26 protein-coding genes, 3 tRNA genes and 1 pseudogene are annotated in these 26,150 nt (G+C 66.5%); 16 read left to right on the top strand and 14 right to left on the bottom strand.

Annotated elements, in window-relative coordinates; all coding sequences use genetic code 11:
• Positions 1-26: 26 nt before the first annotated feature.
• From J8I34_RS02770 to J8I34_RS02760, 3 genes are read left to right on the top strand one after another with little or no spacing between them, the layout of a single operon-like run.
• On the top strand, positions 27-815 hold the full coding sequence (locus tag J8I34_RS02770) for an SDR family oxidoreductase (protein WP_029045649.1): 789 nt from the start codon (positions 27-29) through the stop codon (positions 813-815).
• A gap of 45 nt (positions 816-860) precedes the next feature.
• Positions 861-1,271 (top strand): methylglyoxal synthase, encoded by a 411-nt coding sequence (locus tag J8I34_RS02765; RefSeq protein WP_029045648.1) that lies wholly within the window; start codon positions 861-863, stop codon positions 1,269-1,271.
• A gap of 42 nt (positions 1,272-1,313) precedes the next feature.
• Entirely contained in the window at positions 1,314-2,291 is a 978-nt protein-coding gene (locus J8I34_RS02760; protein ID WP_029045647.1) for a quinone oxidoreductase family protein, read from the top strand.
• 65 nt (positions 2,292-2,356) lie between these two features.
• On the opposite strand, the gene J8I34_RS02755 is transcribed toward J8I34_RS02760, so the two are convergent.
• The 6 genes from J8I34_RS02755 to J8I34_RS02730 all read right to left on the bottom strand — a co-directional run bounded on the left by J8I34_RS02755 (position 2,357) and on the right by J8I34_RS02730 (position 9,115).
• A complete protein-coding gene (locus tag J8I34_RS02755; RefSeq protein ID WP_029045646.1) occupies positions 2,357-2,650 on the bottom strand; it encodes a YkvA family protein in 294 nt (97 codons plus the stop codon).
• 232 nt (positions 2,651-2,882) lie between these two features.
• Complete coding sequence (locus J8I34_RS02750) at positions 2,883-4,028, bottom strand: BMP family ABC transporter substrate-binding protein (protein WP_209805279.1); 1,146 nt, start codon at positions 4,026-4,028, stop codon at positions 2,883-2,885.
• A gap of 69 nt (positions 4,029-4,097) precedes the next feature.
• On the bottom strand, positions 4,098-5,018 hold the full coding sequence (locus J8I34_RS02745; protein ID WP_209805278.1) for an ABC transporter permease: 921 nt from the start codon (positions 5,016-5,018) through the stop codon (positions 4,098-4,100).
• A gap of 19 nt (positions 5,019-5,037) precedes the next feature.
• The gene (locus tag J8I34_RS02740) at positions 5,038-6,147 is read right to left on the bottom strand and encodes an ABC transporter permease (RefSeq protein ID WP_029045643.1); all 1,110 of its coding nucleotides are present in this window, start codon (positions 6,145-6,147) and stop codon (positions 5,038-5,040) included.
• Complete coding sequence (locus J8I34_RS02735) at positions 6,140-7,708, bottom strand: ABC transporter ATP-binding protein (protein WP_029045642.1); 1,569 nt, start codon at positions 7,706-7,708, stop codon at positions 6,140-6,142. Before J8I34_RS02735 ends, J8I34_RS02740 begins: the two co-directional genes overlap by 8 nt.
• A 468-nt stretch (positions 7,709-8,176) precedes the next feature.
• Positions 8,177-9,115 (bottom strand): pirin family protein, encoded by a 939-nt coding sequence (locus J8I34_RS02730; protein WP_029045641.1) that lies wholly within the window; start codon positions 9,113-9,115, stop codon positions 8,177-8,179.
• 678 nt (positions 9,116-9,793) lie between these two features.
• On the opposite strand from J8I34_RS02730, the gene J8I34_RS02725 reads away from it, so the two are divergent.
• From J8I34_RS02725 to J8I34_RS02705, 5 genes and pseudogenes are all read left to right on the top strand, one after another.
• A complete protein-coding gene (locus J8I34_RS02725) occupies positions 9,794-10,510 on the top strand; it encodes an ABC transporter permease (protein ID WP_029045640.1) in 717 nt (238 codons plus the stop codon).
• Positions 10,511-10,553: 43 nt separating this feature from the next.
• Entirely contained in the window at positions 10,554-11,504 is a 951-nt protein-coding gene (locus J8I34_RS02720; protein ID WP_209773194.1) for a glycine betaine ABC transporter substrate-binding protein, read from the top strand.
• Positions 11,505-11,514: 10 nt separating this feature from the next.
• Positions 11,515-12,165, top strand: coding sequence for an ABC transporter permease (locus tag J8I34_RS02715; RefSeq protein WP_029045638.1), 651 nt, complete (start codon positions 11,515-11,517; stop codon positions 12,163-12,165).
• Positions 12,162-13,337 carry an osmoprotectant ABC transporter ATP-binding protein OsmV gene (locus J8I34_RS02710; RefSeq protein WP_209773191.1) on the top strand — a complete coding sequence of 392 codons (1,176 nt, stop codon included), beginning with the start codon at positions 12,162-12,164 and terminating at the stop codon, positions 13,335-13,337. The genes J8I34_RS02715 and J8I34_RS02710 overlap by 4 nt, the downstream gene beginning before the upstream one ends.
• A gap of 55 nt (positions 13,338-13,392) precedes the next feature.
• Positions 13,393-13,768: pseudogene (locus tag J8I34_RS02705) on the top strand (hypothetical protein).
• A gap of 43 nt (positions 13,769-13,811) precedes the next feature.
• On the opposite strand, the gene J8I34_RS02700 reads toward J8I34_RS02705, so the two are convergent.
• Positions 13,812-13,901 (bottom strand) — tRNA-Ser (locus J8I34_RS02700).
• Positions 13,902-14,186: 285 nt separating this feature from the next.
• Between J8I34_RS02700 and J8I34_RS02695 the strand changes: the two genes are divergently transcribed.
• A complete protein-coding gene (locus J8I34_RS02695; RefSeq protein ID WP_029045635.1) occupies positions 14,187-14,693 on the top strand; it encodes an outer membrane lipoprotein in 507 nt (168 codons plus the stop codon).
• 79 nt (positions 14,694-14,772) lie between these two features.
• Here J8I34_RS02695 and hemW read toward each other — a convergent pair whose 3' ends face one another.
• From hemW to J8I34_RS02670, 5 genes are all read right to left on the bottom strand, one after another.
• Positions 14,773-16,017, bottom strand: coding sequence for a radical SAM family heme chaperone HemW (gene hemW / locus J8I34_RS02690; RefSeq protein WP_209805277.1), 1,245 nt, complete (start codon positions 16,015-16,017; stop codon positions 14,773-14,775).
• Positions 16,014-16,631, bottom strand: a complete 618-nt coding sequence (rdgB, locus tag J8I34_RS02685; protein ID WP_029045633.1) for an RdgB/HAM1 family non-canonical purine NTP pyrophosphatase — start codon at positions 16,629-16,631, stop codon at positions 16,014-16,016. Before rdgB ends, hemW begins: the two co-directional genes overlap by 4 nt.
• A gap of 12 nt (positions 16,632-16,643) precedes the next feature.
• The gene (gene rph / locus J8I34_RS02680) at positions 16,644-17,363 is read right to left on the bottom strand and encodes a ribonuclease PH (RefSeq protein ID WP_029045632.1); all 720 of its coding nucleotides are present in this window, start codon (positions 17,361-17,363) and stop codon (positions 16,644-16,646) included.
• Between the two features lie 105 nt (positions 17,364-17,468).
• Entirely contained in the window at positions 17,469-18,383 is a 915-nt protein-coding gene (locus J8I34_RS02675; protein ID WP_029045631.1) for a PP2C family protein-serine/threonine phosphatase, read from the bottom strand.
• Positions 18,384-18,438: 55 nt separating this feature from the next.
• Positions 18,439-19,476 carry a serine/threonine protein kinase gene (locus J8I34_RS02670; protein WP_029045630.1) on the bottom strand — a complete coding sequence of 346 codons (1,038 nt, stop codon included), beginning with the start codon at positions 19,474-19,476 and terminating at the stop codon, positions 18,439-18,441.
• Positions 19,477-19,681: 205 nt separating this feature from the next.
• Between J8I34_RS02670 and J8I34_RS02665 the strand changes: the two genes are divergently transcribed.
• From J8I34_RS02665 to J8I34_RS02650, 4 genes are all read left to right on the top strand, one after another.
• The gene (locus J8I34_RS02665; protein ID WP_029045629.1) at positions 19,682-20,617 is read left to right on the top strand and encodes a YicC/YloC family endoribonuclease; all 936 of its coding nucleotides are present in this window, start codon (positions 19,682-19,684) and stop codon (positions 20,615-20,617) included.
• A gap of 63 nt (positions 20,618-20,680) precedes the next feature.
• Complete coding sequence (gene gmk, locus J8I34_RS02660; RefSeq protein WP_209805276.1) at positions 20,681-21,343, top strand: guanylate kinase; 663 nt, start codon at positions 20,681-20,683, stop codon at positions 21,341-21,343.
• Between the two features lie 92 nt (positions 21,344-21,435).
• Positions 21,436-21,639, top strand: a complete 204-nt coding sequence (gene rpoZ / locus J8I34_RS02655) for a DNA-directed RNA polymerase subunit omega (RefSeq protein ID WP_006578656.1) — start codon at positions 21,436-21,438, stop codon at positions 21,637-21,639.
• A gap of 208 nt (positions 21,640-21,847) precedes the next feature.
• Positions 21,848-24,262 carry a RelA/SpoT family protein gene (locus J8I34_RS02650; protein WP_029045627.1) on the top strand — a complete coding sequence of 805 codons (2,415 nt, stop codon included), beginning with the start codon at positions 21,848-21,850 and terminating at the stop codon, positions 24,260-24,262.
• Positions 24,263-24,302: 40 nt separating this feature from the next.
• Here J8I34_RS02650 and greB read toward each other — a convergent pair whose 3' ends face one another.
• Entirely contained in the window at positions 24,303-24,866 is a 564-nt protein-coding gene (gene greB / locus J8I34_RS02645) for a transcription elongation factor GreB (RefSeq protein ID WP_209773169.1), read from the bottom strand.
• 134 nt (positions 24,867-25,000) lie between these two features.
• Here greB and J8I34_RS02640 point away from each other — a divergent pair.
• The 3 genes from J8I34_RS02640 (at position 25,001) to J8I34_RS02630 (ending at position 25,676) form a co-directional block, all read left to right on the top strand.
• Positions 25,001-25,077 (top strand) — tRNA-Arg (locus J8I34_RS02640).
• 196 nt (positions 25,078-25,273) lie between these two features.
• Positions 25,274-25,534: a hypothetical protein gene (locus J8I34_RS02635; RefSeq protein WP_029045625.1), complete on the top strand. Its 261-nt coding sequence runs from the start codon at positions 25,274-25,276 to the stop codon at positions 25,532-25,534.
• 66 nt (positions 25,535-25,600) lie between these two features.
• Positions 25,601-25,676: transfer RNA gene (locus J8I34_RS02630), tRNA-Met, on the top strand.
• A 133-nt stretch (positions 25,677-25,809) separates the two neighbouring features.
• Here the strand turns inward: J8I34_RS02630 and J8I34_RS02625 are convergent.
• A complete protein-coding gene (locus tag J8I34_RS02625) occupies positions 25,810-26,091 on the bottom strand; it encodes a hypothetical protein (RefSeq protein WP_209773152.1) in 282 nt (93 codons plus the stop codon).
• Between the last annotated feature and the right edge of the window lie 59 nt (positions 26,092-26,150).

The following is a 26,150-nucleotide window of genomic DNA, read 5'->3' as shown; positions in this document are numbered from 1 at the left end:
CAATACAACCGACAAAGGAGAATCACATGGACCTGGGATTGCGCGGCAAGCATGCGCTGGTGTGCGGCGCCAGCAAGGGCCTTGGACTTGCCTGTGCCGACGCGCTCGCGGCCGAAGGCGTTGACGTGGTGATCGTGGCGCGCGGCGCCGAGGCGCTGGAGAAGGCTGCTGCCGACCTGCGCGCCCGCCATGGCCGCCGCGTGATCGCGGTGGCGACCGACATCACCACGCCCGAAGGCCGCAAGGCGGCGCTGGACGCCGCCGCCAGGCTGGGCGACCTCGACATCCTGGTCAACAATGCCGGCGGCCCGCCGCCGGGCAACTTCCGCGACTGGGAGCGCAGCGACTGGCTGGCCGCGCTCGACGCCAACATGCTGACCCCGATCGAGCTGATCAAGGCCACCGTCGACGGCATGATCGCGCGCAAGTGGGGCCGCATCATCAATATCACCAGCGGCGCGGTCAAGGCGCCGATCGACGTGCTGGGCCTGTCCAACGGCGCGCGCTCCGGCCTGACCGGCTTTGTCGCGGGCGTGGCGCGCGAAGTGGCGCAGCATGGCGTCACCATCAACAACCTGCTGCCCGGGCCGTTCAATACCGACCGCCTGCGCAAGACCATGGAAGGCGGTGCCAAGAAGGCCGGCCTGAGCGTCGAGGAAGTGGCGCAGCGCCGTGCCGCGCAGAACCCGACGCGCCGCTTCGGCGAGCCGGCCGAGTTCGGCGCCGCCTGCGCCTTCCTGTGCAGCCGCAATGCTGCCTATATCACCGGGCAGAACCTGCTGATCGACGGCGGCGCCTACCCCGGCACGTTCTGATCTCCACCAGCCTGCTGCAGTCTGACCACCCACAACCAGGAATTACTGATGACACGCCCTCGCATCGCGCTGATCGCCCACGACCACAAGAAGGACGACATCGTCGCCTTCGCCACGCGCCACCGCGCGTTCCTCTCGCAATGCGAGCTGCTGGCCACCGGCACGACCGGCGGCCGCCTGATCGACGAGGTCGGACTGGAAGTGACGCGCATGCTGTCGGGCCCGTGGGGCGGCGACCTGCAGATCGGCTCGCAGCTGGCCGAAGGGCGCGTGCGCGCCGTCGTGTTCCTGCGCGACCCGATGACGCCGCAGCCACATGAACCGGACATCAACGCGCTGGTGCGCGCGTGCGACGTGCACAACGTGCCGTGCGCGACCAACGTGGCCACCGCCGAGCTGATGATCGCAGGCCTGGCCGACGAGGCCAACGTGGCCGATGGCGCGCAGGCAAGCTAAATTTCCCCGATCGATGCAGCACCACAACAAGGAGCGACGCAGATGAGCAAAGCCATCCGGATCGAGCAGACCGGCGGTCCTGAAGTCATGCAGTGGGTCGATGTGGAAGTGGGCGAGCCCGGGCCCGGCCAGGTGCGCGTGCGCCACGAGGCGGTGGGCCTGAACTACATCGACGTCTATTTCCGCACCGGCCTGTACAAGCAGCCGCTGCCCGGCGGCCTCGGCATGGAAGGCGCGGGCGTGGTCGAGGCGGTGGGCGAGGGCGTCGGCCACGTGAGCGTGGGCGACCGCGTCGCGTATGCCGGCCGTCCGACCGGCGCTTATGCGCAGGTGCGCGTCATGCCGGCCGATATCGTGGTGCGGCTGCCGGACGCGATCCCGTTCGACACCGCCGCGGCGATGATGCTGCAGGGCCTTACCGCGCAATACCTGATCCGCGACAGCTACAAGGTGCAGCCGGGCGACACTGTGCTGCTGCACGCGGCCGCCGGCGGCGTGGGCCTGATCGTCAGCCAGTGGCTCAAGGCGCTTGGCGTGACCGTGATCGGTACCGTCGGCACCGACGAGAAGGCCGAGCTGGCCCGCGCCAACGGCTGCGCCCATACCATCGTCTATACGCGCGAGTCGTTCGTGGACCGCGTCAAGGAGATCACCAATGGCAAGGGCGTGCCGGCGGTCTATGACTCGATCGGCAAGGACACCTTCCAGGGCTCGCTCGACTGCCTGGCGCCGCGTGGCACCATGGTGAGTTTCGGCAACGCCTCGGGCCCGGTACCGCCGTTCGATCTCTCGGTGCTGGGCAACAAGGGTTCGCTGCGGCTGACGCGCCCGACGCTGATGACCTATGTGGTGCACCGCGAGCTGCTCGAGCCAATGGTGGCCGACCTGTTCGATGCGGTCACGACCGGCAAGGTCAAGGTCGATATCCGCCAGCGCTATGCGCTGTCCGAAGTGGCGCAGGCGCACCGCGACCTGGAAGCGCGCAAGACCACCGGCTCGACCATCCTGCTGCCGCGCTGATCCGGTGCGGCGCAGGAATAAAAAATCCCCGGGGCAATCGCTGCCCCGGGGATTTTTTTGGCGCCTCAGTGGGGCCGGACAGTCGTGGCGGTGGCGCGCGCCTGCGCCTGGCGCAGGATATGCGGCGGCAGGCGCTTGAGGATCAGATGAACGGCCAGCGGGATCAGCACCACATCGTCAATGATGCCGAGGCCCGCGACCACGTCAGGCACGAGGTCGATCGGCGAAACCGCGTACAGCAACAGCCCGATCGCCGCGGGTTTCAGCCATGCCGGCGCATCAGGGTGGCGCAGCGCATACCAGAACAGCCGTCCATCACGGCGTACCAGCGTCCACAGGGCCGAAAATCGCTTCAACATGAGAGGCCTCCTTCACATGGCGCGCGCCTGGGATCGGCGCATACGCAGAGAGGTTGGGCCGGTGTGGGCGGGTTCAAGTTCCGCAGGGCCGATGTGATGGGAGAGGCAGTGGTATCGCGGCTTCAGGTGCCCGCGGTTTTCTCCCCTCTCCGGGTGTATAGACCGGGGCGGGGGTCAAAGGCTGAGGCGGTGCGTCTCGCTGTGGCCCGCCCCAGCGCCGTCGAGCGACCGATCAGCCCGGGATCTTCCCTTCCACGCCCTCGACGTAGAACTTCACGCCGTGCAGGAACTTGTCATCCGCGACCTGATCCTTTGCCAGCTGCTCCGTGCCGGTGTTGTCCTTGATCGGACCCTTCCAGATCGGCGCGCTGCCATCGGCAATGCCCTTCTTGCGCTCCTCGACCAGCTTCTTCACGTCCTCGGGCACGACCGCGTTGAACGACTTCAGGTCGATCATGCCTTCCTTCAGGCCCCACCACGTGGTGCCGTTCTTCCACTGGTTGTTCAGCACGTCTTCGACCACCTTGTTGTAGTAAACGCCCCACGAGATCACCGACGCGGCCAGGTGGGCCTTCTCACCGAACTTGGTCATGTCGCTGTCCCAGCCGAAGGCATGCACTCCCTTCTCCTGCGCGGTCTGCACCACGGCGGCGGAGTCGGTGTTCTGCATCAGCATGTCGACGCCCTGGCCGATCAGCGTGGTGGCGGCTTCGCGTTCCTTGCCCGGGTCGAACCACTTGTTGACCCACACCACCTTGACCGTGGCATTCGGGTTGACGCTGCGCGCGCCCAGCGTGAACGAGTCGATATTGCGGATCACCTCGGGGATGGGCACCGACGCGACCACGCCCATCTCGCCGGTCTTGCTCATCTTGCCGGCGACAACGCCCGCCAGGTACGCGCCTTCATAGGTGCGCACGTCGTACTGGGCCATGTTGTCGGCGGTCTTGAAGCCGGTGGCGTGCTCGAACTTCACGTCCGGGAATTCCCTGGCGACCTTGAGCATCGATTCCATGTAGCCGAAGGTGGTGCCGAAGATCAGCTTGTTGCCCTGGCTGGCCAGGTCGCGGAACACGCGCTCCGCATCGGCGGCGGATTCGGGCACGTTCTCGACGAAGGTGGTCTTGACCTTGCTGCCGAACTTTTCTTCCACGGCCTTGCGGCCGTTGTCATGCGCGTAGGTCCAGCCGGCATCGCCGACCGGGCCGATATAGACGAAGGCGACCTTGAGCGGCTCGGCCGCCTGCCCGGCAGCGGGCGCGGAAGCGGCGCCGGCGGTCTCGGCAGGCTTGTCGGCTTCCTTCTTGCCGCAGCCGGCCAGGGCCAGCACTGCGGTGGCGGCCAGGGCCGCCAGGGTCTTCCTGCGCGTGACGATCATGATTTCTCCTTGTGTGAATTGTTGGTAGCTCGGGGATTTCCGTCAGATAAAGCGGTCAGACAATACCGATCAGGCATTGCCGGGCCGGAACGGCTTGCCCAGCGATGCCGGCATGTTCAGGCGTATCCACGCCGGGTTGCGCGAGATCAGCGCCAGCACCACGATGGTGGCCGCATACGGCAGCATCGACAGGAACTGCGACGGCACCGATACGCCAATGCCCTGCAGGTAGAACTGCAGGATCGTCACGCCGCCGAACAGCCACGCGCCGATCAGCACGCGGCCGGGGCGCCAGGTAGCGAAGGTGGTCAGCGCCAGTGCGATCCAGCCGCGGCCGGCGACCAGGTTCTCGACCCACATCGGGGTGTAGACCAGCGACAGGTAGGCGCCCGCCAGCCCGCAGCAGGCGCCGCCGAACAGCAGCGCACCGAAGCGGATGGTGCGCACCGGATAGCCCAGCGCGTGCGCGGATTCCGGCGACTCGCCGATCGCGCGCAGCGTCAGGCCCGCGCGCGTGCGGAACAGGAACCACATGATGGCAAGGCACAGCAGCAGGCTGAAATACACCATCCAGTGATGCTGGAAGAACGCCGGGCCGACGAAGGGCAGGTCCGCCAGCCCGGGCACGGCCTTGGCCTGCGCCGGCATGGCGAAACCGACGAAGCGCTGGCCCATGAAGGCCGACAGCCCGGTGCCGAAGATAGACAACGCCAGGCCGGTGGCGACCTGGTTGGTGGCGAGCACCAGCGCCAGCCATGAGAACAGCGTGGCCATCAGCATGCCGGCCAGCGCGCCGGTGGCAAAGCCGAGCAGCGGCGACTGGGTCTGGTAGCCGACCATGAAGCCGGCCACCGCGGCGACCAGCATCATGCCTTCGGCGCCCAGGTTGAGTACGCCCGAGCGCTCGTTGATCAGCAGACCGAGTGCCGCGAGCAGCAGCGGCGTGCCCGCGTTGATGGCGGTGGCGATGAGGGGAGCGAGTTGTTCCATGTTCTTTGTCTTGCTCCGCTCAGGCCGTGGCGGCGCGCCAGCGCAGGCGGTTTTCGATCAATGTGTCGCAGGCCAGCAGGAAGAACAGCAGCATGCCCTGGAACACCCAGCCGATGGCCGAAGGCAGGCCCAGGCGCGACTGCGCCATCTCGCCGCCGATATAGAACAGCGACATCATGATGCCGCCGAAGACGGTGCCGACCGGGTGCAGCCGGCCGATAAACGCGACGATGATCGCGGTGAAGCCGTAGCCCGGCGAGATCGACGGCAACAGCTGGCCGATCGGGCCGACCACTTCAAATGCGCCCGCCAGTCCTGCCGTGGCGCCGGAGATCAGCAGCGCGCTCCACAACGCGCTGCGTGCTGAAAAGCCCGCGTAGCGCGCCGCTGACGGCGCCGTGCCGCCCACTTGCAGGCGATACCCGGCAAAGCTGCGGAACACGAACACCGTCATCACTGCCACCAGCACCAGCATCACCGCAAAGCCGGCGTGCAGGCGCGAGCCCGACATCAGGTTGGGCAGCAGGAACTCGGACGAGAACACCTTGGACTGCGGGAAGTTCATGCCGTCGGGATCCTTCAGCGGCCCGTTGACCACCCACAGCAGAAGCTGCTGCGCGATATAGGTGAGCATCAGCGAGACCAGGATCTCGTTGGCGTTGAACCTGTCCTTTAGCAGCGCCGTGAGCGAAGCCCACGCCATGCCGCCGACGATGCCGGCGAGCGAGGCCAGCACCAGCACCACGGTGCCGTTCATCGTTTGCCCCGGCACGTCGAAATACAGCACCGCAGCGCCCGCGCAGATGCCGCCGGCGATCAGCTGTCCGTCGGCACCGATGTTCCACACATTGGCCCGGTAGCACACCGAAAGCCCCAGCGCGCACAGCACCAGCGGCACCGTCTTCAGCAAAACTTCCCCGATGGCGCGCTTGTCGCGCAGCGGATCGGCCAGGAACACCTTGAGCGCGGCCACCGGGTCCTTGCCGAGCACCAGGAACAGCAGCGCGCCGAACAACAGCGTCAGCGCCAGCGCGACCACCGGCGAGGCGTAGGCCATGGTGCGCGACGGCAGACCGCGCGGTGCCAGCGTGAGCGGGGAACGGGGGAAGAAGCGTCGCACATCAGCCATGGCTTGCCACCTCCGCATTGCCTGCCTTGGCGGGACCGCCTTCCCACAAGCCGCTCATCCACAGGCCGACCTGCTCGCGCGTGGCGGTTTCGGTCGGCACCGACGGCGACAGGTGCCCCTTGGCGATCACGTGCAGCCGGTCGCAGATCGCAAACAGCTCGTCGAGTTCTTCCGACACCACCAGGATGGCGCACCCGGTGGCCTTCAGCGCCAGGATCTCATTATGGATCTGCGCCGCGGCGCCCACGTCCACGCCCCACGTCGGTTGCGCCACGATCAGTACCTTCGGGCCGCTTTCGATCTCGCGGCCGACAATGAATTTCTGCAGGTTGCCGCCGGACAGGCTGCGCGCCAGCGCATCCGGCCCGCTGGTCTTGACGCGGAAGCGGTTGATCACCGCCACCGCGAGCCCGGTCGCCGCACGCGGCGAGATCATGCCTTGCCGTACATAGGGCGGCGTCTGGTGCGACAGCAGGATATTGGTGGCCAGGCTCATGCCCGGCACCGCGCCGCGGCCAAGGCGTTCTTCCGGCACGAATGCCAGCCCCGCGCGTCGGCGCTGGCGCGCATCGAGCTTGCCGACCGGCTTGCCGCCAAGCTGTACCGAGACATTCGACGCGCGCGTGTCTTCTCCTGACAGCGCGGCGAGCAATTCCTGCTGGCCATTGCCGGAAACGCCGGCGATGCCGACGATCTCGCCCGCATGCACGTCGAGCGATATCCGCTCGAGTTCGGTGGCAAAGGCATGCGAGCGCGGCAGCGACAGTTCCTGCACGCTCAGCCGCACCGGGCCGCGTTCGGCGGCGACGCGGGCCTCGCGCGGCGGTTCGCCGCCGATCATCAGCCGCGACAGCGACGCCGCGGTTTCCTGGCGCGGATCGCACACGCCGGTGACCTTGCCCATGCGCATCACGGTGGCGTGATGGCACAGCGCGCGGATCTCATCGAGCTTGTGGCTGATGTAGAGGATGCTGGTGCCTTCGTCGGCCAGCTGGCGCAGCGTGACGAAGAGCGTTTCCACTGCCTGCGGCGTCAGCACCGAAGTGGGCTCGTCCAGGATCAGCAGCTGCGGGTTGGCCAGCAGCGCGCGCACGATCTCCACGCGCTGGCGCTCGCCGACCGACAGCGTGTGCACGTGGCGGTTCGGTTCCAGCGGCAGGCCATAGCGCTCGGCGGTGGCGCGGATGCGCTCGGCCAGCTGCCTGATGTTGCCTTGGTTGCCCTGCTGGCTGGCCGGCAGGCCGAGCGCGATGTTTTCGGTCACGGTCAGCGTGTCGAACAGCGAGAAATGCTGGAACACCATGGCGATGCCCAGGTTGCGGGCATCGTGCGGGCTGTTGATCGTGACCGGCGCCCCGTTGAAGTGCATTTCGCCGGCATCGGGCCGGACGGCGCCGAAGATGATCTTCATCAGGGTGGACTTGCCGGCGCCGTTCTCGCCCAGTACGGCGTGGATCTCGCCGGGAGCGACGGTAAGGCTGACGTCGTCGTTGGCGACGACGCCCGGATAGCGCTTGCTGATATGGGCAAGCGCCAGCCTGGGAGGGGTCTGTGATGTCACTGAGGCGGCTCGGGTTGTTGTGAGGGCAGCAACGTCGGGATGAGTCAAAGCGCGGCAGTGCGTGGCGCAGGATCGCCGCGACGCATTGCAGCATTCATCATGAACTGGTGATGCTCGATATTGGTGACAAATTATATAAGTGCGCGGAGGCGGGAAGGCCCGAAACGGGCGAGTGTCCAGTCCCCGCAACGGTTGCAGGCAGGTTGCAAGTCGCATGCCGGCTGCGGCACGAAAAAAAGCCGCCGCCTCCTGGTGGAGGCTGCGGCTTGGTTGCCGACGACGCCGGAACTGCGAGGGTTTTCTCCCCTCTCCCATTTATGGCAGAAGGGTGGGGGTGAGGGCGGGCGTCACCACGAAGCCGATGCCCTCACTCTTGCAAGCGCCGGCCCTCACCCCCGGCCCCTCTCCCGCTAGCGGGAGAGGGGAGCAAACCAGCCGAAGCACGGACGCCCCGGGCTCCGGCCAGCGTTACGCCCCAGAACCCGCCGCGATCGTCGCGAATCGCCCATCCCGGAAATCCGCCAGCGTCTGGTAGATCTGCTCCTGCGTGTTCATCACGAACGGGCCGTACTGCGCGATCGGCTCGTTCAGCGGCTTGCCGGCGATCAGCAGGAAGCGCGCGTCCGCATCGGCCCGCACCACCACGCCGTCGGCCGTGCCGGCATTGTCCAGCACGCCCATGCGCTGGGCCTCGACCACCGCGCTGTCGTCGCCATCGCCAATCGACACCTCGCCCTGGTACACATAGACAAAGGCGTTATGCCCGGCCGGCAGCGCCTGCGTGAACGCCTGTCCGGCCGGCAGGTGCACGTCGAGGTAGAGCGGCTCGGTCACCGGGCGCGTCACCGCACCGGCCACACCGTGGCTGGCGCCGGCCAGTACGCGGACCGTGCCGCCGCTCCCGTCGTCCCCCAGTGCCACCGTCGGAATCTCGGCCGACGGCATGTCGCGGTACCACGGCGCGGTCATCTTGTCCGCGGCCGGCAGGTTCAGCCACAGCTGGAAGCCTTCCATGCGGCCGTCTTCCTGCTCGGGCATTTCCGAGTGCACCACGCCGGCGCCGGCCACCATCCACTGGGCGCCGCCGTTCTGCAGCAGGCCTTCGTTGCCCGCGCTGTCGCGATGGCGCATGCGGCCGGCCAGCATGTAGGTGATGGTCTCGAAGCCGCGGTGCGGGTGATCGGGGAAGCCGCCGACGTAGTCGTCCTTGCTGTCGGTACCGAAGGCATCGAGCATCAGGAACGGGTCCAGCCGGCGCTGCAGGTTCTGCGTCAGCACGCGGGTCAGCTTGACGCCGGCGCCGTCGGAGGTGGCGATTCCCCGCACGACGCGGTCCACGGAGCGCGAGCGTTGCACGCTTTCCGCGGCGGTGGCGGGAACGGTGGTGAAGGCGATACGGGTGTCCATGTCTTTCTCCTGTGGGCGGGAGGCGCTGCGATCATGCCGCGCTGTCCCGTCGTTTCAGCTACCCAGTGAATTTAGTGGTTTGGCTGGGAAAGAGTAGAGGGCGGGAAGGCAACAGATTGTTCCATCCGTGAGTCGAGGCTTCAGAACATCGCTATCGAAATTGGAACAGCGCGAGAGCCGATGCTGGCCTCGGCGACCGGTAACGCGAACGCCCCGTGGCAGCATAAAATTGCCGCAAATTGGGGGTAGGAAGGTGGGAAGATGACAAGATGGAAGAAGATCGCTATAATAGCGCTCTCTTTGTCATCCGTTGATGTGAATTGCAAGGTGGCCGAATCCGCGCCAGCCCTTGCCAGTCAACGGCCAATGGATCGGCGGCGCGTCGAAAAACCTCAATACCTGCGCTGCCACTGGCCAACTGGTCGTCACGCTTGCGCGTCGCCGGTTGCGCCGCATCAGGGAATGCCCGGCCACATGTGCCGGCGTCCCGTCAATCGGGCTCCCCGCCAAGGCGGAAGGGTCCACAGACCGTCCGCCGGCAATCGTGCCGGTCATGGCGGCAATGCAATCTGAACCGGGCCGGTGGCGCCTCCATCTCCGCAACCACCAGCCCATATTGTTTTCCGCGATCGGGAAGTGGCGCCTTGCTCTCTTTTCGGCCCCGGAGAAGGGGAGAGTATGCCAAAGCAATCGGCCCGGTCTTTCGCCTGGGCAGGACTGACGCTTGCCGCGATCGCCGCATTGGTCGCATGGATTGGCGTCGATGTGATTCAGAAATATCAGGAACGCCTGATTTACGACGTTGCCGACCATTTGCGCCTGGTCGCGATTTCGATGGCGCTGGCGCTGGCCACCGGCATCCCTGCCGGCATCGCGCTAAGCCGCCCGTGCATGCGCCGCTGGGCCGACCGGCTGATGCAGGTCTTCAACGTCGGCAACACGGTGCCGTCGCTGGCGGTGCTGGCACTCGCGCTGGCGGTGCTCGGCATCGGCGAGCGCCCGGCGATCCTGGCGCTGTGGCTGGCTTCGCTGCTGCCGATCGTGCGCAACACCTACGAGGGGCTGCGCAACGTCTCGCCCACGCTGCGCGAAGCGGCGCGCGGCATCGGCATGACGCCGGTGCAGCGGCTGGTGCGCGTGGAACTGCCGAACGCGCTGCCGGTGATGCTGGCCGGCATCCGCATCGCGCTGGTGATCAATGTCGGCACGGTGCCGCTGTCATTCCTGATCGGCGCCAACAGCCTGGGCGAGCTGATCTTCCCGGGCATTTACCTGAACAACCAGTCGCTGCTGCTGCTGGGCGCGGCCGCCACCGCGCTGCTGGCACTGGCGCTGGACGCGCTGTTCGCCGCTGCCGGCCAGATGTACCTGCGCCGCCGCGGGCTGGCGCGCTGACGCGCTGACAGCGCTTACCAAGGGGGCCGACATGAAAGACCCGATGCAATTCATCCGCCGCCGCGCGCGGCGCGCCGCGATGCTGGTGGCAGCCGTCACCGCATTCGCGGCAGGACTGGCGTTGGCCACGGCGCCCGGGGCGCATGCCGCCGATGGCGCCAATACCGCCGCAACGCCGATCCGCGTGGGCGGCAAGAACTTCACCGAGCAGCTGCTGCTGTCGTCGATGACGTCGAAATACCTGCGTGCCAAGGGCTTCAGCACCGAGCTGACCGCCGGGCTGGGCAGCACGCTGATGCGCCAGGCCGTGGAGAGCAACCAGCTCGACGTGGTCTGGGACTACACCGGCACCGCGCTGATCGTGTTCAACAAGGTCCAGGAAAAGCTGGGCGCGAAGGAAAGCTATGAGCGTGTCAGGCAGATGGACGGCGCGCGCGGGCTGGTGTGGCTGGATGCCTCGGGCATCAATAACACCTACGCGCTGGCGATGCCGAAGGAGCGCGCTGGCAAAGGCGTGACCACGCTGTCGGCGTTTGCCGAGCAGATGCGCAAGGCCGGCCCCGATGCCAGCCACCCGTTCGCGGTCGACATGGAATTCGCCGCGCGCCCGGACGGCCTGGAGCCGCTCAAGCAGCTGTACAAGCTGCCGTTCTCGCGCCGCGACGTGATCCAGCTCGACCCGGGCCTGGTCTACACCGCGCTGAAGAACAACCAGGTCGAGCTGGGCCTGGTCTACGCCACGGATGGCCGCGTCAAAGGCTTCGACCTCGTGCTGCTGGAAGACGACCTGCATTTCTTCCCGCCATACAACGCGGTGCCGGTGGTGCGCAAGCCGGTGCTCGACAAGCATCCGGAACTGGCGGGCCTGCTCAACGCGCTGGCGGCCAGGCTCGACAACCAGAGCATGACCGACATGAACTACAAGGTGGACATCGGCCAGCAGCCGGTGGACAAGGTCGCGGAGGACTTCCTGCGCAGCCACGGACTGATCTGAGGACTTGCGAATGGACCTATTTGCTTACCTGCAACACAGCTGGCCCACGCTGCTGAAAATGACCGGCGAGCATCTCGCGCTGGTCGGTTCGGCGGTGGGCCTGGCGATCCTGATCGGGGTGCCGCTGGGCATCGTGATCACGCGCTTCCGCGCGCTGGCCACGCCGCTGCTGGCGCTGGCCACCATCGTGCTGACGCTGCCGTCGATCGCGCTGTTCGGGCTGATGATCCCGATCTTCGCGCGCTTCGGCCACGCGCTCGGCTACGTGCCGGCGGTGACGGCGGTGTTCCTGTACTCGCTGCTGCCGATCATGCGCAACACCTACACCGCGCTGGCCAATGTCGACCCCGGCATCCAGGAAGCGGGCCGCGGCATCGGCATGACCACCTGGCAACGCATGCGGCTGGTCGACCTGCCGCTGGCCGTGCCGGTGATCCTCGGCGGCGTGCGTACCGCCGTGGTGATGAATATCGGGGTTGCCACCATTGCCGCCATCATCGGCGCGGGTGGCCTTGGGGTGCTGATCCTGCAGGCGATCAGCCAGAGCAACATGAGCAAGCTGGCCGTGGGCGCGGTCCTGGTCAGCCTGCTCGCCATCGTGGCGGACGCCTTCCTGCAGTGGTTGCAGCGGGTGCTGACGCCGAAGGGGATCCGTCTATGATCGAACTCGACCAACTCACCAAGTCCTTCCAGCAGAAGGACGGCACTGAAGTGCGCGCCGTCGACGCCGTGTCGCTGACGGTGCCGAACGGCGAGATCTGCGTCTTCCTGGGCCCGTCGGGCTGCGGCAAGACCACCACGCTGAAGATGATCAACCGCCTGATCGAGCCGACGTCGGGCACGGTGCGCATCGAGGGCGAGGACACGCGCGGCATCGACGGCGTGGCCCTGCGCCGCAAGATCGGCTACGTGATCCAGCAGATCGGCCTGTTTCCCAACATGACCATCGAAGAGAACATCATGGTCGTGCCGCGCCTGCTCGGCTGGGACAAGAAGCAATGCCGCGAGCGCGCGCGCGAACTGATGGCGATGGTGCAGCTCGATCCCAACCTGATGCTCGGCCGCTATCCGCGCGAACTGTCGGGTGGGCAGCAGCAGCGCATCGGCGTGATCCGCGCGCTGGCGGCCGATGCGCCGGTGCTGCTGATGGACGAGCCCTTCGGCGCGGTCGATCCGATCAATCGCGAGAGCATCCAGAACGAGTTCCTGCAGATGCAGCGCCAGCTCGGCAAGACCGTGATCATGGTCTCGCACGATATCGACGAAGCCATCAAGCTGGCCGACAAGGTGGCGGTGTTCCGCAGCGGCAAGCTGGTGCAGTTCGACCACCCCGACGCGCTGCTGGCCCATCCGGCCGATGAGTTCGTGCAGGCCTTCGTCGGCCACGACAACACGCTCAAGCGCCTGCTGCTGGTGCGCGCCGGCGATGCCGCCACCATGCCGCCGAGCTGCCGCCCCGACATGCCGCTGGCCGAGGCGCTGGGCGTGATGGACGATGCCGACGTGCGCCACCTGCCGGTAGTGGACGACGCGCAGCGCGCGGTGGGCTATGTGACGCGCCGCGACGCCCGCTCCGGCAAGGGCGTGTGCAGCGAGGTGGTGCGCCCGTTCGCGGTGACCGCGGCGTCCGACGAGCACCTGCGCATCGTGCTGTCGCGCATGTACCAGCACAACACCAGCTGGCTGCCGGTGATGGGTGCGGATGGTGACTACCTGGGCGAAGTGACGCAGGAATCGATCGCGGGCTACCTCAGCTCGGGCCGTTCGCGCGGCCAGGCGGCGCTGGCGATGCCAACGGCTGCCGCGCCGGCGCCGCTGCGCGCGGCGGCCTGAGCGCAGCGCAAGGTAGGGCAAGGCAGAGCGCGAGCATCCGGGCTATGCTTGACGCATGCTCCGCTACTGCCGCTCCCCGCTCTGTCTGGTTGTCGAAAACACGCTGGCTGATCCCGCGCGGGTTTGACGGCTTTACGCCCGGTCCGCTGATCCTGCTGCGGCCCGGTGCCGATGAGGCGCTGATCGAACACGAAAAAGTCCATGTGCGCCAGTTCTGGCGCAGCTGGGGGCTGATGGGCGTGCTGTATCTCGCCAGCCGGCGCTGGCGGTTGCGCTATGAAGTGGAGGCGTACCGGGAGCAGTTGCGGTACTGCCACCCGGACTCGGCGCATGCCTTTGCGCGCGTGCTGGCCCAGAAGTACCGGCTGAAGATTTCTGAGGCGGAAGCCTACCGGTTGCTGACGCAGTGTCCGGAAGGCTCGCCCAAATAAAGACGGCCCGCACCGGTTGCCTGGTGCGGGCCGTCTTGCTGTCTGGCGGAAGCGGTGAGATTCGAACTCACGGATGGGTCACCCCATCGGCAGTTTTCAAGACTGCTGCCTTAAACCACTCGGCCACGCTTCCGGAAAGTGCGGGCATTGTAGCGCGAAAGGGCGGATCCTTCGGCGCCTTGTTGCCATCGATCTGACGGTCAGGCCGCGCATTATACAAGGCCTGCGTGGCAGCGGGTGGCGTTGCGCTGCGGTGAACGTGCATGCGTAAGCTTCCTGCCACACTGCCGCCTGCGGCTGTCGGCGTGTGTCTGACATTGCGGAACCTTCACATGTGGTCGTCGCTCATATTGGAGTGCTCGGGCGCGGTGTGTGTGCCGCAATCCCGGCTTCGACTGGCAACAGAGGAGAACTCAATATGCGAATGCAAAGCAAGAAATGGCTGTTCCTGCCGGCAGCTACCGCGGTGGCGGTGCTGGCTGGTTGTGCTGCGCCGTATAACGGCGGCTACAGCAATACCGGATACAACACGGCGCCGCCTCCGGGCTACCAGACCCCCAACACCACGCAGGCGCCTGCCGGCTCGGTGTACTACGGCCGCGTTGAATCGATCGAGCCGATCACTGCCACGCAAAACAGCTCGGGCCTGCTCGGCACGGTCATCGGCGGTGCCGCCGGCGGCCTGCTGGGCCACCAGATCGGCGGCGGGCGCGGGCAGACCGCGGCCACCATCGGCGGTGCCGTGGTCGGCGCGGTGGCGGGCAACCAGATCGAGAAGCGTGCGGGCAGCAATACGCAGAACGCGTATCGCGTCAACGTGCGCCTGGATGATGGCCGCGTGGCGACCGTGACGCAGTCGAGCCTGGGCAACCTGCAGGTCGGCATGCGTGCACGCGTAGCCAACGATATGGCGACGCCGTACTGACGCTGACCTCCCGTTCGGAACGGCAAAGGCCACGCGATTGCGTGGCCTTTGTCTTTTGTGACGCCTCTGCGTCCACAACTCAATCCTTCAGGAACATCTCCTGCAAGTCATTGAGAAAGCGCCGCCCCAGTTCCGTCGGCCGGATGGTCGTCAAGTCCGCTTCCAGCAGTCCCTTCTTCTCGGCTTCGGCGAGTTGCTTGCTGATGGTATGCAGCGGCAGCCCGGTGTAGTCCTGGAAGCTCGATGCCGGCACGCCCTCGGTGAGGCGCAGCGCATTGAGCATGAACTCGAACGGCAGCTCATCGGCGCTAACGTCGCGCGCTTCCTGCACGGCGTTGCCCGCGAGCGCTTGCGCCATGTAGGTGGCCGGATGCTTGTGCCGCATCTGGCGCACGATGCGGTGCGGGAACGACAGCTTGCCGTGCGCGCCCGCGCCGATGCCGAGGTAATCGCCGAAGCGCCAGTAGTTGAGATTGTGGCGCGCCTCGCGATGCGGCCTGGCATAGGCCGACGTCTCGTAGTGGCGATAGCCCGCCTCGGCGGTGCGTGCCTCGATCAGGTCCTGCATCTCGTACGCGCTGTCGTCGTCCGGCAGCGCGGGCGGGAATTTGGCGAACAGCGTGTTTGGCTCCAGCGTCAGGTGGTACAGCGACAGGTGCGTGGTGCCGTACGACAGCGCGGCCTCCAGATCCTGCCGGCATTCGTCCAGCGTCTGCCCGGGCAGGGCGTACATGACGTCGAGATTGATGTTGTCGAAGCTCGCCTGCGCGATATCGATCGCCTTGTGCGCCTCGGCGCCGCCATGGATGCGCCCAAGTGCCTCCAGGTGCCGGTCGTTGAAGCTCTGGATGCCGATCGACAGCCGGTTGATGCCGCTGGCGCGGTAACTGGCGAACTTGTCGGCCTCGAAGGTGCCGGGATTGGCCTCCATCGTGATCTCGGCGTCGGCATCGAGCGGCAGCAAGGCGCGGAGATCGGACAGCAGCCGGTCCATACCGGCGGCCGACAGCAGGCTGGGCGTGCCGCCGCCGATAAAGACGGTATGCACGGGACGGCCCCACACCAGCGGCAGCGACTGCTCCAGGTCCGCGCGCAGCGCGTCCAGGTAGAGCTCTTCCGGGATCTCATGGTTGTCGGCGCCCGGCGCCGCGTGCGAATTGAAATCGCAATACGGGCACTTGCGCACGCACCACGGGATATGCACGTACAGCGACAGCGGCGGCGAGCCGGGCAGGCTGATCTGCCCGGGCTTGAGCCATAGCTGCTTGCTGTCGGCGGGAGAAGCGGCGGACGGCGCGCTGCCGGCCGGTACGATCGGGATCATCGGCTGCTGCGCTGCGCGGCATCGGCCTGCAGCCTGGCCACCAGTGCACGCAGCGCCTGCGCGCGGTGGCTGACCGCGTTCTTCTCTTCTGCCGACAGCTCGGCGGCAGTCTTGCCCAGCCCCGGCAGCAGGAAATGCGGATCGTAGCCAAAGCCGCCCGCGCCGCGGGGCGCGTCGACGACCTCGCCATGCCACACGCCCTCGGCAATCAGCGGGCAGGGATCCTCGGCATGGCGCACCAACACCAGCACGCAGTAATAGTGCGCGTGGCGGTCCAGCTTGCCGGCCAGTTGCGACACCAGGTGCGCGTTGTTGGCCGCATCCGACCTGGGCTTGCCGGCCATCTGCGCGTAGCGCGCCGAATAGACGCCCGGTGCGCCGCCGAGCGCGCGCGCGCTGATGCCGGAATCATCGGCCAGCGCGGGCAGGCCGGACAGCCGGCTGGCGTGGCGCGCCTTGGTCAGCGCGTTCTCGACAAAGGTGACGAAGGGTTCTTCGGCCTCGGGAATGCCCAGGTCGCCCTGCGGCACCACATCGAAGCCGAGGGGGGCCAGCAGCGTGCCGAATTCGCGCAGCTTGCCGGGGTTGTTGGAGGCCAGTACCAGTCGTTGCATGGTCGGATCCTGTCAGGCCAGGCCGAGCGCTTCGCGCTGGTGCTGCACCAGGCGGGCAATGCCGGCTTCCGCCAGGCGCGTCATGGCGTCGAGGTCGGCGCGGCTGAAAGGCGCGCCTTCGGCAGTGCCCTGTACCTCGACAAAGCCGCCGCTGCCGGTCATGACCACGTTCATGTCGGTGTCGCAGCTGCTGTCCTCGGCGTAGTCCAGGTCGAGCACCGGCACGCCGTCGACCATGCCGACCGAGACCGCGGCCACGTGGTCGCGGATCGGGCTGGCGGCGATCAGGCCATCGCGCAGCATGGTGGCGACCGCGTCGTGCGCGGCGACAAAGGCGCCGGTGATGGCCGCGGTGCGGGTGCCGCCGTCGGCCTGCAGCACGTCGCAGTCGAGGTGGATGGTGTACTCGCCCAGCGCCGCGAGGTCGAACACCGAGCGCATGGCCCGGCCGATCAGGCGCTGGATTTCCTGCGTGCGCCCGGTCTGCTTGCCGCGCGCGGCCTCGCGGTCCGAGCGGGTGTGGGTGGCGCGGGGCAGCATGCCGTATTCGGCCGTAACCCAGCCCTCGCCGCTGCCTTTCTTGTGCGGCGGCACCTTGGCCAGCACGCTGGCGGTGCAGAGCACCTTGGTGTCGCCAAAGGCACAGAGGACGGAGCCCTCGGCGTGGCGGGTGTAGTGGCGGATAAGGCTGATGGAACGCAGCGCATCGGCTGCGCGGCCGCTGGGTCGCATGGGATGTTCGGGTCGGAATCGGGGAGAGACCGCGATTCTACCGCCGCCGGCCCGCGCGCGCTGCATACCGGCGCGCGACGAGCGACAAAGGCCGTGGGGGGCAGGTCAGCGCATCAGGTTGCTGGTCTTGTCGATGGCCGCGCGGATCTCGGCGATCGAGCGCTCGATCTCTTCCTCGGACAGCAGGTCGCTGTCCGTGCCGGTGCGGTCCAGGATCGACGTGGTGAACGCGTTCAGCGGCAGCGTATCGGTCATCACCGAATCCGGCCCGGTGGCGTTGTTGTCGAGCTCCCACATCATGGCGATGCCGGTGGTGTTGTCGGCACCTTCGCCGGCGTTCTGCAGCGCCAGCTCGATCAGCGCCGGCACCGCCTGCACCACCGACAGCCGCGACAGCTTGTCGACCAGCGCCTGCTCGTCCAGTGGCCCCCACAGGCCGTCGGAGCAGAGCAAGGCGACATCGCCGGGCTCCAGCCGCACCGGGCCGCCCAGGTCGATCAGCGGCAGGTTGGGCGAACCCAGGCAGTTGTAGAGCTTGTTGCGCTCAGGGTGGTTGGCCACGTGCATCGGCAGCACGCGTTCCTGCTGCAGCAGGTTCTCGATCTTGGAATGGTCGCGCGTGCGCGTCAGCAGGCGGCCCTTGCGCAGCAGGTAATAGCGGGAGTCGCCGGCATGGGCCCAGTAGACCTGGCCGTGCTGGACCAGGCAGCAGACCACCGTGGTGCGCGGCACGTCGGCCATCCGGTTGGCTTCCGCGTAGCGGTGGATTTCGCGGTGCGCCAGCATGATCGTGTCCTGCAGGAACTCCGCGGGGTTTCGTATCGCCGGGCGCGCCTGGGTCTGGAACTGCCGCGCGAGCGTCTGCAGCGCCTGCTGCGCCGCGACTTCGCCGTGCGCGTGGCCGCCGAGCCCGTCGGCCAGCACCATCAGCAGCGCGTCGCGCGTGAAGCAATAGCCCATGCGGTCCTGGTTGACGCGGCGGCCGCCTTTCCTGCTTTCCTGGTAGACAGAGAATCGCATGTTGGCTTTGGAAATTCAGTAAGGTCAGCGCGCCACGGCGGACGCGATTTGTGATTTATTCTACGCTTGCGCCGGGGGCCGGCTCGTCGCGGCGGCGCAGCAGCGTGAGGAAGCGCGAAGCGGGGGCAGGGCGCTCGGCAGGGGCCGGCGGCGCGGCCGCCAGCAGCGCCTGCTCGCTCAGCGCGTTGGTCTGCTCGCGCAGCTCCTTCTGCAGCCGGAACACGCTCTGCGGCCGCTCCGACGGCGCCAGCCGCAGGCACCATTCGACCAGGTCGACCAGGCCGTTGGTGTAGCTGCTGCGCAGCCGCACCAGCGCCTCGCCCATGCGGTCGTCCTTCTCGCGCTGGTTGGCTTCCTGCGGCGGCATCCCGGCCATGCAGGCATAAAGCGTGGCGCCCAGGCTGTAGATATCGGTCCAGGGGCCCAGGTCGGAATGCTTGCCGTACAGCTCGGGCGCGGCGAAGCCGGGCGTGTACATTGGCTGGAAGCGTGCCGCTTCCATGGTCAGCGTCTGCCGCGCGGCGCCGAAATCCAGCAGGATGGGCGACTCGTCCTCGCGCAGGTAGATGTTGCCGGGCTTGATGTCCAGGTGCAGCAGCTTGTGGATATGCACTTCGCGCAGGCCGCTCATCAGGTCGTGGAAGACCTTGCGCATGAAATGCTCGCGCAGCACCTTGGCGCGGCCCTGCTGCCGGGCCGCCAGCACGTGCTCCTGCAGCGTCTTGCCCAGCTCGTAGTTCATCACCATGTAGACCGTGGCGTTCTCGCGGAAGAAGTTCACCACGCGCACCACGCTGGGATGGGAAATGCGGGCCAGCGAGCGGCCCTCTTCGAAGAAATACTTCAGGCCGAGCCGGAATGCCGCGGCGTTTTCCTCGGGCACCACGGGGATCAGCTCGCCCGGGTTGCGCCGCGCCAGCGACGACGGCAGGTACTCCTTGATCGCGACCGGCGCGCCGGTTTCATCGGTGGCCAGGTAGACGAAACTGAACCCCCCGCTGGCCAACTTCTTTACAATACGATAGTTGGACAACAGCGTGCCGACGGGCAGCGGTGCACTCTTCAGTTGTGTCGTGCCCTTGGACTCTGTCATGGGAATAGGGACCGGATTTGCCTCCGCGGATTTGCCAACGGATTGTCCGGGCTAATCGGTCACTTGTAAAGAACACAAATACGGGCATTGTTGCCCTCCTTTCAACGTTTTGAGAGCGCTCCCGGGATGCGGTTGCGGGAGGCTCGAGGAGGGTGCCTGCGGGCCGCCATCGCCCCAGGGCCGCCTCCACTCACGAGAACATCCAATGATCCACAGCATGACAGGCTATGGCCTGGCCACGCGCCAGGCGCCACTGACCAACGCACAGGGCGAGCCGAGCGGGCGCACCGCCTCCGTTTCGGTGGAATTCCGCACTGTCAATTCGCGTTTCCTCGACCTGTTGTTCCGGGCCCCGGAAGAGTGCCGCGCCTTTGAGCCGGCGCTGCGCGAGATGCTGATGGCCGAGCTGTCGCGCGGCAAGCTGGAATGCCGCATCAACCTGCAGCGCACCGATTCGGGCGGCGCCACGCTGGCGCTCAATGACGGCCTGCTGTCGCAGATCCGCGCGCTGGAAACCACCGTGGCCGGCACCTTCCCCAGCGCCGGCACGCTGCGCATGGGCGAGATCCTGCGCTGGCCGGGCGTGCTGGTCGAGCCCGAGCTGTCGCAGGAAGCGTTGCGCGAAGCCGTGACCGGCGCCGCGCGCGAGGCGCTGGACCAGCTGCTGGAAGCGCGCCGCCGCGAGGGCGAGGCGCTCAAGGCGACGCTGATGGAGCGCGTCGACGCCATGCTGGCGATCGTCGAGCGCCTGACGCCGGCGATCCCGCAGCTGATCGCGCACCACCAGCAGAAGCTGACCGAGCGCCTGCAGGAAGCGTTCAACCTGGCCGCACCCGCCGGCATGCCGTCGATGAGCCGCGACGAGATTGCCGAGCGCATCCGCCAGGAGGCCACCGTCTACGGCATCCGCATCGATATCGCCGAAGAGCTGTCGCGGCTGCAGGCACACCTGAACGAGACCCGCCATATCCTGAAGAAGGGTGGGCAGGTCGGCAAGCGCCTCGACTTCATGATGCAGGAGCTGAACCGCGAGGCCAACACGCTCGGTTCCAAGGCCGCCGCCAAGGAGCTGGCCGATGCCTCGATGGAGCTCAAGCTGCTGATCGAGCAGATGCGCGAGCAGGTCCAGAACCTCGAATAACGCGGCAACAGCAGCAAACGCAGCAAAGAACCAGAATCACCCCGAAGTCACCGAATCATCATCATGAGCCAAACGTCTCAAACCGCGCCGCATCCTCCCATCGACACCGTCTACCCGGGCAACCTGTTCATGGTGGTGGCGCCGTCGGGAGCCGGCAAGTCGACGCTGGTCAACGCGCTGCTGGCGCAGGACCCGGCCATCCGCCTGTCGATCTCGCATACCGCGCGCGCGCCGCGCCCGGGCGAGCAGAACGGCCGAGAATACCACTTCGTCAGCGTCGACGACTTCCGCGCCTCGCGTGACCGCGGCGAGTTCCTGGAGTGGGCCGAGGTCCACGGCAACTACTACGCGACCTCGCGCGTGTGGATCGAGCAGCAGATGGCGCAAGGCAACGACGTGCTGCTCGAGATCGACTGGCAGGGCGCGCAGCAGGTGCACCAGCGCTTCTCCAACGCGGTCGAGATCTTTATCCTGCCGCCGTCGCTGACCGCGCTGGAAGAGCGTCTGAAGAAGCGCGGCCAGGACGAGCCCAATGTGATCGTGCGCCGCCTGCTGGCAGCGGGCAGCGAGATGTCGCATGCGTCGGAGTCGGACTATGTCATCATCAACGAGATCTTCGACGATGCGCTGGAAGAGCTGCGCAACGTGGTTCGGGCTACCCGTTTGCGCTTTTCGTCGCAAAAGGCACGTCACACGGAGCTGTTCATCGAGCTCGGCATCCACTGAGCCGACGCACGTGGGCGGAGGCGCCTCCGGCGTTTTCCGCCGCGTGCTGTAAAATAGCAACCCAACAGGTTTTGTCCCAAGGTGGATTTGATATGGCGCGTATTACCGTCGAAGATTGTCTGAAACACATCCCGAATCGCTTCGAGCTCGCCCTGGCGGCCACGTACCGTGCGCGCCAGCTGGTGCAGGGCCACACGCCCAAGGTCGAGGCCAAGGACAAGCCGACCGTGGTGGCATTGCGCGAGATCGCGTCGGGCCAGGTCGGCATCGAGATGCTGAAGAAGGTCCCGACCTGATCGACCCGATCGAGCGGCCGGCCCATGGCTCATCCTCGCAACGTGCCAGCATATTTCCAGGCTCTCCCGCCGGATTCCAGGGGCCGCCGCCATGCCTTCGCCGCATCTGCCCTCCCAGCCTTCCTCTCCGCCAACGCCCGCGGCGGGCGCGCACGGCGATTCTGCGCCGCCCACGGCGCGTAAGCGCACCATCCCGGGCCAGTCTTCCGTGAACGCGCGCACCGGCGCTCCCAATCTTCCCGATCCGCTCGGCGACGATGTCGTCGGGGAGCGTGCCGTCGCGCCCGCGCTGGCGCCAGGCAAGGCGAGGGCGCCCGCGCTGCAGGACGAGCTGGCGGCAGTGCAGGAAGCGGCGCCTCCGGTGGCGGACAGCCTCTTTATCGATGCAGTGCTGGCGCAGTCATACCGGCACTTCTTCGGCCCGACCTCGCAGCCGGCGGTGCCGCCGCGCCAGCAGGTCATTTCCATCACCCGGCTGATGGAAAAGCTCGCGTACCTGAAGGCGCCCGACCTGGCGCGCGTACGCGAGGCCTTCCAGTTTTCCGACGAGGCCCACCTGGGCCAGTACCGCCAGAGCGGCGAGCCCTACATCACCCATCCGGTGGCGGTGGCCGAGCTGTGCGCGGACTGGAAGCTCGATGTGCAGTCCATCATGGCGGCGCTGCTGCACGACGTGATGGAAGACCAGGGCATCACCAAGAGCGAGCTGGCCGAGAAATTCGGCCCCAAGGTCGCCGAACTGGTCGATGGCCTGACCAAGCTGGACAAGCTCGAATTCCAGAGCCGCGAGCAGGCGCAGGCGGAAAGCTTCCGCAAGATGCTGCTGGCGATGGCGCGCGACGTGCGCGTGATCCTGGTGAAGCTGGCCGACCGTACGCACAACATGCGCACGCTCGACTTCGTGCCGCCGGAGAAGCGCCGCCGCATCGCGCTGGAGACCATGGAGATCTATGCGCCGATCGCGCACCGTCTCGGTCTCAACACCATCTACCGCGAACTGCAGGAGCTGTCGTTCAAGGTCGGCTCGCCATTCCGCTACGCCACGCTGGAGAAGGCCGTCAAGGCCGCGCGCGGCAACCGGCGCGAAGTGGTCAAGCGCATCCTCGAGGCCGCGCAGAAGGGGCTGGCCGATGCCGGCATCGTGGCCGAACTGTCCGGCCGCGAGAAGACGCTGTACAGCATCTATCGCAAGATGCACGACAAGCAGTTGTCGTTCTCGCAGGTGCTGGATGTGTACGGTTTCCGCGTGGTGGTGGAAACGCAGATGCACTGCTACATGGCGATGGGCGCGCTGCATGGCCTGTACAAGCCGATGCCCGGCAAGTTCAAGGACTACATCGCCATCCCCAAGATCAACGGCTACCAGTCGCTGCACACCACGCTGGTGGGTCCGTTCGGCACGCCGGTCGAGTTCCAGATCCGCACGCGCGACATGCACCAGATCGCCGAAGCCGGCGTGGCCGCGCACTGGATGTACAAGCACCAGGCCGACCACGCCAACGATATCCAGCAGCAGGCGCACCAGTGGCTGCAGTCGCTGCTCGATATCCAGAGCCAGACTGGCGATTCGCAGGAATTCCTCGAGCACGTCAAGATCGACCTGTTCCCGGATGCGGTCTACGTGTTCACGCCCAAGGGCCATATCCGCGCGCTGCCGCGCGGCGCCACCGCGCTGGACTTTGCCTATGCGGTGCACAGCGACCTGGGCAACCAGTGCGTCGCGGTCAAGATCAACAACGAACTGCTGCCGCTGCGCACCGAACTCAAGAGCGGCGATATCGTCGAGGTGGTGACGGCGCCGTACTCCAAGCCGAATCCGGCGTGGCTGTCGTTCGTGCGCACCGGCAAGGCGCGCGCGGCGATCCGCCATTACCTGAAGACCACCAAGCTGGACGAAGCGATCCAGCTCGGCGAGCGGCTGCTGGAACAATGCGCGCGCCAGCTCGGCATCGAGCTGAAGGCGGTGCCGCAGTCGGTGTGGGACCGCATGATCCAGTGGACCGGCAACAAGCAGCGCGAAGACATCTTCGCCGACCTGGCGCTGGGCCGGCGCGTGCCGGCGGTGGTGGCCAAGCGCATGGAGATCCTGCTGCAGGAGTTGTCCGGCGACGTCGACAGCGCGCTGCTGGCGGCGGTGCAGACCTTTGCCGGCGAAGAGGCGCCCGCGGTGCCGATCACCGGCGACGAAGGCATGTCGATGATCTTCTCGGCATGCTGCCGCCCGATCCCCGGCGATTCGATCGTCGGCTACCTGGGCAAGGGCGAAGGGCTGCAGATCCACGTACAGGACTGCAAGATCGCCAAGCGCCTGCACAGCAAGGATCCGGAGCACTGGATCGACGTGATGTGGGCCAAGAAGACCACGCGTGCCTTCGATGTCTCGATCAAGGTGATGGTGCGCAACGTCAAGGGCATCGTCGCGCGCGTCGCCGCGGACCTGACCGCCGCCGATGCCAACGTCGCGCACGTGGCGATGGAGCAGCAGGACGGCAGCCATCAGGAAGCCACCTACATGCAGTTCGTCATCCAGGTGCAGAACCGCCTGCACCTGGCCAACGTGATGCGCGGGCTGCGCCGCAACCCGGACGTCATCCGCATCTTCCGCGACCGCAACGACGGCTAGGCGGGCGTTTCAGGACGGCCCTGAAGGAAGGCCCGCCCACCTATTGCTTCTTCGACGGGTATCTGACTTCCAGGATATCGATCTGCTCGACTCCGACCGGTGTACGCAGCGGCACGGTGTCGCCTTCGCGCGCCTTGATCAGCGCCTTGGCGATCGGCGAGATCCAGCTGACGCGGTTGCTGTCCAGGTCTACCTCGTCCATGCCCACGATGGTGATGGTGGTCTCTTCGCCGGCGCGGTTGGCATAGGTGACGGTGGCGCCGAAGAAGATCTGGTCGTTGTCGCCCTGCAATGAGGGGTCGACCACCTCGGCCTTGTCGAGGCGGCGCGTCAGGAAGCGGATGCGGCGGTCGATCTCGCGCAGGCGCTTCTTGCCGTAGAGATAGTCGCCGTTCTCGGAGCGGTCGCCATTGGACGCCGCCCACGAGACGATCTGCACCACATCGGGCCGGTCGACGTCGATCAGCTGCATCAGCTCATTGCGCAGGCGGTTGTAGCCATCGGCGGTGATGTAGTTCTTGGTGCCGGGAGGCAGCGGCGTTGCGCCTTCGGGGAGGTCGTCGTCCTCGTCGCCTGAGGACTCTTTGACAAATGCCTTGTTCATGGTCCGGATCACATCTTCGGGTTCCCATTATAGAAAAACGCTGCGTGCAGGCCCGTGCCCGCAAAAAGATGAGAAAAAAGTGCAGAGGGGGGTTCACAAATCTGAAATCTCAGATATAATCTCTTTTCTCGAGTGCGGCTGTAGCTCAGTTGGATAGAGTACTTGGCTACGAACCAAGGGGTCGTGGGTTCGAATCCTGCCAGCCGCGCCACCTATGCAGTAAGAAAAGGGCTTCCGGAAACGGAGGCCCTTTTTGTTTTGCTGCCTTCTCTCTCTCTCTCTGTCTTCCCCATCGCTTGTAGTCCCCGCGCCGGCAGCGCTTTTTGCTGCACCACGGCTTGCGCGCGTCCTTGCCGCCTTCTAGGCTCGACTCAAGGGCAGAGCAAGCCGAACCCGGAGCAATGCGCATGGAAAACGACTGGCGCGTCGAGCAGTACCGCGACATGGACGTCTACGTCCTGGTGTTGCCGCAAGGGCGGGGCAGCATCGGCCGATGGGGCTATGAAGTCCGCGTGGCTCAGGAAGGCGTCGATCCCGCGGATGCGGGCGATACCGAAGTACTGGCGAGTGGCTCGCAGCAGTTCGCCACGCGCCACGCCGCGGAGGTGGCGGCATTCGGTGCCGGCTATGCGTTGGTGGACCGCCTGCTCGGGCCGCCGCCCGACTGATATCCACGCACGCCAAGAAAAGACTTGCCAGATGCGCGCAAATACCGCATAATTGTTTTCTTCAGACGCGGGGTGGAGCAGTTGGCAGCTCGTCGGGCTCATAACCCGAAGGTCGCAGGTTCAAGTCCTGCCCCCGCAACCAACGCCTTTCGCGGCATTCGCCGCCATCCTTCAAGGCGTTGTTCTCAAGGCCGTCCGGCCTGGCTCATACCCTGTTTCGAACTGAATCCGCGACAAATTCGCGACTCATCCGTTGGCGTTGCGCATGCAACCGCTCAGGCGGGCAATCGCTGTGCCGCCTGCAAAAAGGTATCGCGCACCGGCGCCTGGTCTTCGCGCTCGGCCGCTTCCGCGCGCTCGCGCAACCGCTTGGCCAGCACCGCCAGCGTACCTTGTGCCTGCGGTCCGCCTGCCGCCTGGCATTTGGCTACCGCTTCGCGCATCACGGCATCGAGCTCGGCGCCGACATCGGCACCATCGAAGGCGCTCACCGACAGGGCTGAAATTCGTTCCAGGTAGAGATTGACCAGCGCTTCGTCGTGTAGCGGTTCGGACATGTCTTCTCCTTGGCGATGACGGGAACCCAAAACCCATTGTAGTGGAGGCGGCGCCTGCG

Source organism: Cupriavidus phytohabitans, from assembly GCF_017815025.1.
Lineage (GTDB): Bacteria > Pseudomonadota > Gammaproteobacteria > Burkholderiales > Burkholderiaceae > Cupriavidus.
The sequence above is the reverse complement of the archived record's forward strand: the minus strand, read 5'-3'. Positions and strand labels throughout refer to the sequence as shown.